We start from the raw sequence: 6638 nt of genomic DNA, 5'->3' as shown, positions 1-6638 counted from the left end.
GAGGGCTTCTTTCTTTCAATAATATTGATAAATAAGATAATATCACAGTAAAGGGCTTCTTTGTATACAGAAAGGGGTGTGCTTTAAGCATTTTTTATACCTTATATTAATACTTCGCTATATTTTTATTACCCCGTTTTTTCTTTTAAAAACCTCCCTATTTTTAGGGTATATATTTTTGTATGCCTGAACAATTCCCCGTTGATCTTATTCATCGGCTACGTACTGGTGATTTTAAACTATTTGAGCTGATTTTCAATACTTACTGGGAAGAACTGTATGCATATGCGGCTAAAGTAACGGGTAGTGAAGAGGATGCACGGGATATCATACAGGACTTGTTCGCCAGTATCTGGGAGCGCCGGCAGCAGCTGGAGCTGCATACCCATATCCGTTACTACCTGTTTAGCGCGGTAAGAAAACAGATCCTGCGTAAGTTCCGCGACGACGGACTCAAAGAAAAACACCTGGAAAAATTCATTATCCATAGCGAGCTACGTTCAGAGCTTACCCTTAATACCCTGATCCATAAAGATATCCTGAACCAGCTGCAGCACGATCTTCAGCATTTACCCGAAAAAGAAAGACAGGTATTTGAATGGTACCACTTTGATGAACTGAGCATCCGGGAAATAGCTATGATGCATGGTACGGCCGAGCAAACGGTACGCAACCAGCTCGGAAACGCCTATAAGAAAGCCCGTCCGTTGCTGAACCGCCTGTTAATGTTCCTCTGATCTCCCCCTTCCGTGTTACCATAATGTTAAGCCGTTATTCCCAATAGTTAAAAAAGGTGGTTTATGGAACTTAGTCATAAAACACCACACCTTGATCCGATCAAAAATAAATGCACTCATCAGCAAATACCTGGATAACAAGGCTACCCCGGAAGAGGAGCAATTGCTTGCCAGCTGGCTGGATGTACTGGCAGAAGATGCCGGTGCTGCAAAGGAGCAGGATGCACGCAGCCGGGAACAGCTGCGCCGCAGCATTTTAAAGGTCATAAAAGAGCGTACAGGCCAATCTGCTATCATCTACCCGCAATGGAAGAAAATGGCTGCTGCAGCAGCTATACTGCTTGTAATGGGCATCGGTGGCTGGTGGGTAATGAGTAACCGGCCGTCGCAAAAAGTTGCATGGCTGGAACTGCGTACAGCCATTGGAGAAAAGAAAATGCTGTTACTGCCCGACAGCAGCCGGATCTGGCTGGGCGCCAATGCTACACTGAAATATCCTGATCATTTTGCGGGCGACCGGCAGGTGCAGCTGGTATCAGGAGAAGCTTTCTTTGATATAGCGCCGTTGCCGGGTCATCCTTTCAGCGTGGCTACTGATAGCCTGCAGGTGCAGGTACTGGGCACTTCATTTCATATCAGGGCCTATCCAAAGCAGTTAATGGAAATAGGCGTAAGCACCGGGAAAGTGAGCGTGAACAAAGGCGGCCAGGTAATGGGCATCTTAACCGCTAATCAATTGTTGCAGGTTAACAGAAATAATTATACTTTCTCCCGGTTGTTGGTATCCTCACCGGATATCAATGGCTGGAAACAGGATAAAATTGTGTTCGATAATATGCCGGTAGCGGATGCATTAATGTTACTGGAGAATTATTACCCGGTGAAATTCCACGTTAAAAAGCCCATTAACAGGCAAATTAGCGGATCACTCAATATGCACTTAACGATTACGCAGATCATAAATGTACTGGAAGATCTAACGGATCATCAGCTGAAAATAACATCTGCCGGCGCAGGAAATTACACTATAGACCAATAAATATTTATTCCCTGAACTGAAATTAAAACATCCGTTTATGAATGTACGTAGTACTCACTTGCGTACAAGGATCTCTGTGAAACAGATTTTTCTTGTAGCGCTTATGCTGTCGCTATGCGGTAGCGTCATGTCCCAACAGAAAACAGCCATTGTGCAGCAGCTGCATATTAATGCGGGGCCGCTTGCGGATGCGCTGAAATTACTGCAGCAGCAAAGCGGCGTTGATATTGTGTACGACGCAGCTTTATTAAAGAACCTGTCGGTAAAAACACAGGACTTCCGTTCACAGCCAATAGAAGAAGTGTTGCGCACTTTGCTGAAAGGAAGCGGGTTCCACTTCTCTGCCACGGAGGGCGTATACATCATTAAAAAAGAAAAGAATAAAGGCACTGTCACCGGTAAAGTATCCGACGAAGAAACCGGTGCAGGCTTGCCCGGTGTAAGCGTACTGGTAAAAGGAAACACACAGGGCAGCATCACTGATCCCAATGGCGCCTTTTCCCTGCAGGCAGATATTTCCGGCGATACGCTGTTATTTACCTCCCTGGGGTATAAATCCGCCCGCATAATTTTAAACGGGCAACCACGTGTGGCGGTAAAACTGAAATCAGATGCCAGCCTGTTAAGCAGCGTGGTAGTAGTAGGTTATGGTTCTGCCAACAAAGGTGATCTTACCGGCGCGGTGTCTCACGTGGGTGCCGAGAACTTTAACACCGGCGTATTCAGTTCTCCGGAGCAGCTGCTGCAGGGAAAAGTACCCGGGCTCAATATTACCCGCAGCGGCGATCCCAATGCCACACCAGCGGTGATCCTGCGCGGTCCTTCTACTTTCCGTGAAGGAGAGGCGCAACAGCCTTTCTATGTGATTGATGGAGTACCCGGCGCCAATATCCAGCTGGTATCGCCTTCAGATATTGTATCGATGGATGTGTTGAAAGATGCGGCATCCACGGCTATTTACGGCGCCCGCGCCGCCAATGGCGTGATCATGATCACCACCCGCCGCGCAAAGCCCGGCCAGAGCTGGGTCAGTTATAATGCCTATGTAGCCAGTGAGCGCATTTCCAATTCCATCGACATGATGTCGAGCAGCGAACTTACCAGATACCTGGAAGATAACGGGAAAACGATCACGCCGGCGTACGATGACAAAGCCAACAACGACTGGCAAAAACTGGTAACCCGCAATGGTTTGTCGCACAGCCACAACATCTCCTTCGGGGGCGGTAACGAAAAAACAGTATTCGACGGAAGCGTGAATTACCTGCAGAATAATGGTATCATGAAAACGTCGTCACTGGAACGGCTAAACGTAAGGGCCAACCTGGAACAACGTGCTTTCAACGACCTCTTAAAACTGAACCTCTCCATCAGCAATAGTTTAAGTACACAAAACCAGATCCCTGAACTGGTGTTCATGAACATGCTGAACTATATGCCTACCGTGAATATCTTCAACCCGGACGGCACTTACAAGGAAGACTTTTCCCGTACCCGCAACTACCTGAACCCGGTATCGCTGATAGACAATAACAGCGACCGTACCAAAAACAAGATCATGCTGGGCAATGCCCGCGCTGAACTGAACCTGTTGCCGGGCCTGCGCTACACCCTGAATGTATCTATGCAGGACGAACAGATCAACCGTGATATTTATAACAACCGCGCTTCCGGCCTTGCACAGGGTGTTAAAGGAAGGGCTACCCGCAGCGCTTATACAAATTCACGGAAAGTTTTGGAAACCTATTTTAATTACGACCTGCTGGCCGGTAAACATGACCTTCGCTTGCTGGCGGGTTACTCCTGGCAGGAAGACCGCCGTGGCGACGGGTTCCAGACCTCCAATCAGGGATTTGTATCAGACGCTACACAAGGCGATAACCTTGGACTGGGAAGCCCTGTAGATGGATTCCTGCCTAATTTTGGCACCACCCGTATCCAAACACTGCGCTTCATCTCTTTCTATGCAAGAGCTAATTACCAGTTCAATGAAAAATACCTGCTCACCGCTTCTGTAAGGAGGGATGGCTCTTCTGCCTTTGGCGCCAACAATCGCTGGGGCTATTTCCCCGCTATATCCGGCGCCTGGAAAATCAATAAGGAAAGCTTCCTCTCCGGTGTTTCCTGGATAGATGATCTGAAACTTCGTGCAGGCTATGGCGTTACCGGTAACTCGCTCGGGTTTGATCCGCTGATTGCTATTCTCCGGTATGATATCACCGGGAAATTTTATAACGATGGTAAGCTGATCAACGCCATTGGGCCAGTTCAAAATGATAACCCCGACCTGAGATGGGAACGCACGGGAATGGCGAATATCGGGGTCGACTTCAGCACGCTGAAAGGACGGCTGGGCGTGACGGTAGATGTTTATGACAAACGCACCACCGACCTGATCTATTCCTACAATGTGCCTACTACGCAGTTTTTTGTTCCTACCATGCTGGCCAATGTGGGATCTATGAGCAATAAAGGCATTGAACTCCAGGTGAATGCCATACCGGTGAAAACAGCCCGCTTTACATGGACCTCCTCCGCCAATATTGCGCATAATAAAAACAGGGTAACGTCTCTCTCCAACGATATCTTCTCTGTAAAATACCTCGAAACTGCTGAACTGGGCGGTCGCGGGCAGTCAGGCAATAAATCACAACGGGTAGAAGCAGGCTATGCACTGGGTTCATTCTACCTTTGGCAGTACCTCGGCAAAAATAATGATGGCTTATCGCAGTACCAGGGTTCAAAAGGAAATGTGATTACCGACCCCGCTTCCACCGACCGCGTATACAGCGGAGATGCACAGCCTGCTTTCAGTTATGGATGGAGCAACAGCTTTACCTGGGGGAATTTTGATGCCAATATCTTTTTGCGCGGCGTATCCGGCAACAAGATCCTGAATGCTACCCTGGCCAATCTGAATGCCCCTAATGAAGCAGGAAGCATCAATATACCGGATTATTCACAGGGTGAATCGCCTGAAGATACCAAAGCCTCTTTTATTTCTTCCCGCTTCCTGGAAAACGGTTCTTACCTGCGGTTGGATAATGCTACTATAGGTTATAGTATTCCGATGCAAAACAAGTATATCCGTAAACTACGTTTATACGTTACCGGTAATAATCTTTTCGTAATTACGAAGTATTCCGGTATTGATCCGGAAATCAATATGGGCGGACTTACACCGGGGATCGATAACAGCAATTTTTATCCGAAGACCCGTTCTTTCCTCTTTGGCTTAAATGCAACATTCTAAACACTGACGGTTAAAAACAGCTACATGAAAAATATTTTTATTACTGGAATGACAATCGGTTTTACGTTACTTTCAGCATGTACCAAGCTGGATGTGGATGTGGAATCCGAATATATAAAGGAAAACTTTCCTACCACGGCAGACGCATTCATCTCTGCCTCCGGACCCATTTATACGCAGCTGAGCGGCGGTTATGCGGTGGACTACTGGCGGATGCAGGAACTGTCGACCGATGAAGCGATCATCCCTGCACGCGGCGGTAACTATGTGGATGGCGGTATATATATGCAGCTGCACAGGCACTCCTGGACAAAGGATCATATCACGGTAAAGAATGTATGGCAATGGGCTTTTGGTGGCGTAAATACCTGTAACCGCATTATCACGCTTTTTGAAAAAGCGCCCGACAGCGATTCCAAACCACGCGCCATAGCGGAAGCAAAGGCAATGCGTGCATTGTATTATTTCTACCTGATGGACCTGTATGCCAAAGTGCCCATCATTACCACCTTTGGCGATCCTACGCCACCGGAACAATCTACCCGTGAGCAGGTATTTAATTTTATAGAGAAAGAACTGAAAGATGTATTGCCGTTGCTGAGAATTGAAACAGGACAGGTTACCTATTCCAAGCCCACCAAATGGTTCGCGTTTGCACTGCTGGAAAAATTATACCTTAACTCCGTTGTGTACACCGGCAAACCCCGGTATGTGGAAACTGTAGCAATGGCAGACAGTATCCTGGCCGGTAAGAAGTATACCCTGGATGCCAGCTATACCAGTATTTTTATGCCGGATAACGGGCCACAGATCACTGAAACCATTTTTGCCATTCCTTATGATGGGAATGTGATCAAAGGTAACCAGTTCTCCCGCTTTGGTTTGCATCCTAACCTGGTGGTAAAGTATTCGTTGCCATTCCGGCCCAGTATTGCCATGAGTACTATTGGTTCTTTCTATGAAAAATTCAATTTAACCGGCGATGTACGCAATACTACCTGGCTGGAAGGACCGCAATTCAACCCTGACGGATCACCTATTTTAATCAGCACTACTAACAAAGGATTGAATGATAAGTACACCGGCGGCGAACCTGATAAAAAGATCAGCTGGCAGCTTTCCTTTTCAAAGGAAATGGTGCTGCGGGTGGATTCTTCTATGGATATCGGGAATGATGAACTGGCCAAAGCGGCCGGTGTAAGATCTATCAAGTATTATCCTGATAAGAACACAGAGCCTTCCGAACGTAACTCCAATAATGATGTGCCCGTTTTCAGGCTGGCGGATGTGATGTTGATGAAAGCAGAAGCTATCCTGAGAGGTGCGGCAGCCACTGCAGTAAATGGAGAAATGCAGGATGCCGATGTACTGGTAAATAAGATCCGTACCCGCGCGCAGGCTCCTGCGGTAAGCGGTATCAATCTTGCCGGCTTGCTGGAAGAACGCGCCAGGGAAATGGCCTGGGAAGCGTGGCGAAGGAATGATATGATCCGTTTCGACACTTTTGAAGGCAAGTGGGGCTTTAAAGAAGATGCCAATAAGTTGCACCGCATTTATCCTATACCAATGGATGAGATAACGCTAAACCCAAAGCTGGTGCAGAACGCGG

4 protein-coding genes are annotated in these 6638 nt (G+C 47.4%); all 4 read left to right on the top strand.

What is annotated here, in order from left to right; all coding sequences use genetic code 11:
• The first annotated feature begins 182 nt into the window (after positions 1–182).
• Positions 183–737 (top strand): RNA polymerase sigma factor, encoded by a 555-nt coding sequence (locus tag VN105_RS06640; protein ID WP_325639139.1) that lies wholly within the window; start codon positions 183–185, stop codon positions 735–737.
• Positions 738–828: 91 nt separating this feature from the next.
• Positions 829–1776 carry a FecR family protein gene (locus VN105_RS06635; protein WP_325639137.1) on the top strand — a complete coding sequence of 316 codons (948 nt, stop codon included), beginning with the start codon at positions 829–831 and terminating at the stop codon, positions 1774–1776.
• A gap of 37 nt (positions 1777–1813) precedes the next feature.
• Positions 1814–5029 carry a SusC/RagA family TonB-linked outer membrane protein gene (locus VN105_RS06630; RefSeq protein ID WP_325639135.1) on the top strand — a complete coding sequence of 1072 codons (3216 nt, stop codon included), beginning with the start codon at positions 1814–1816 and terminating at the stop codon, positions 5027–5029.
• A gap of 24 nt (positions 5030–5053) precedes the next feature.
• A partial coding sequence (locus VN105_RS06625) for a RagB/SusD family nutrient uptake outer membrane protein (protein WP_325639133.1) occupies positions 5054–6638 on the top strand: 1585 nt, incomplete at its 3' end.

It is taken from the genome of Chitinophaga sp. (genome assembly GCF_035564935.1).
In the GTDB taxonomy this organism is placed as follows: domain Bacteria; phylum Bacteroidota; class Bacteroidia; order Chitinophagales; family Chitinophagaceae; genus Chitinophaga.
This window is presented reverse-complemented; position numbering and strand designations above follow the sequence as displayed.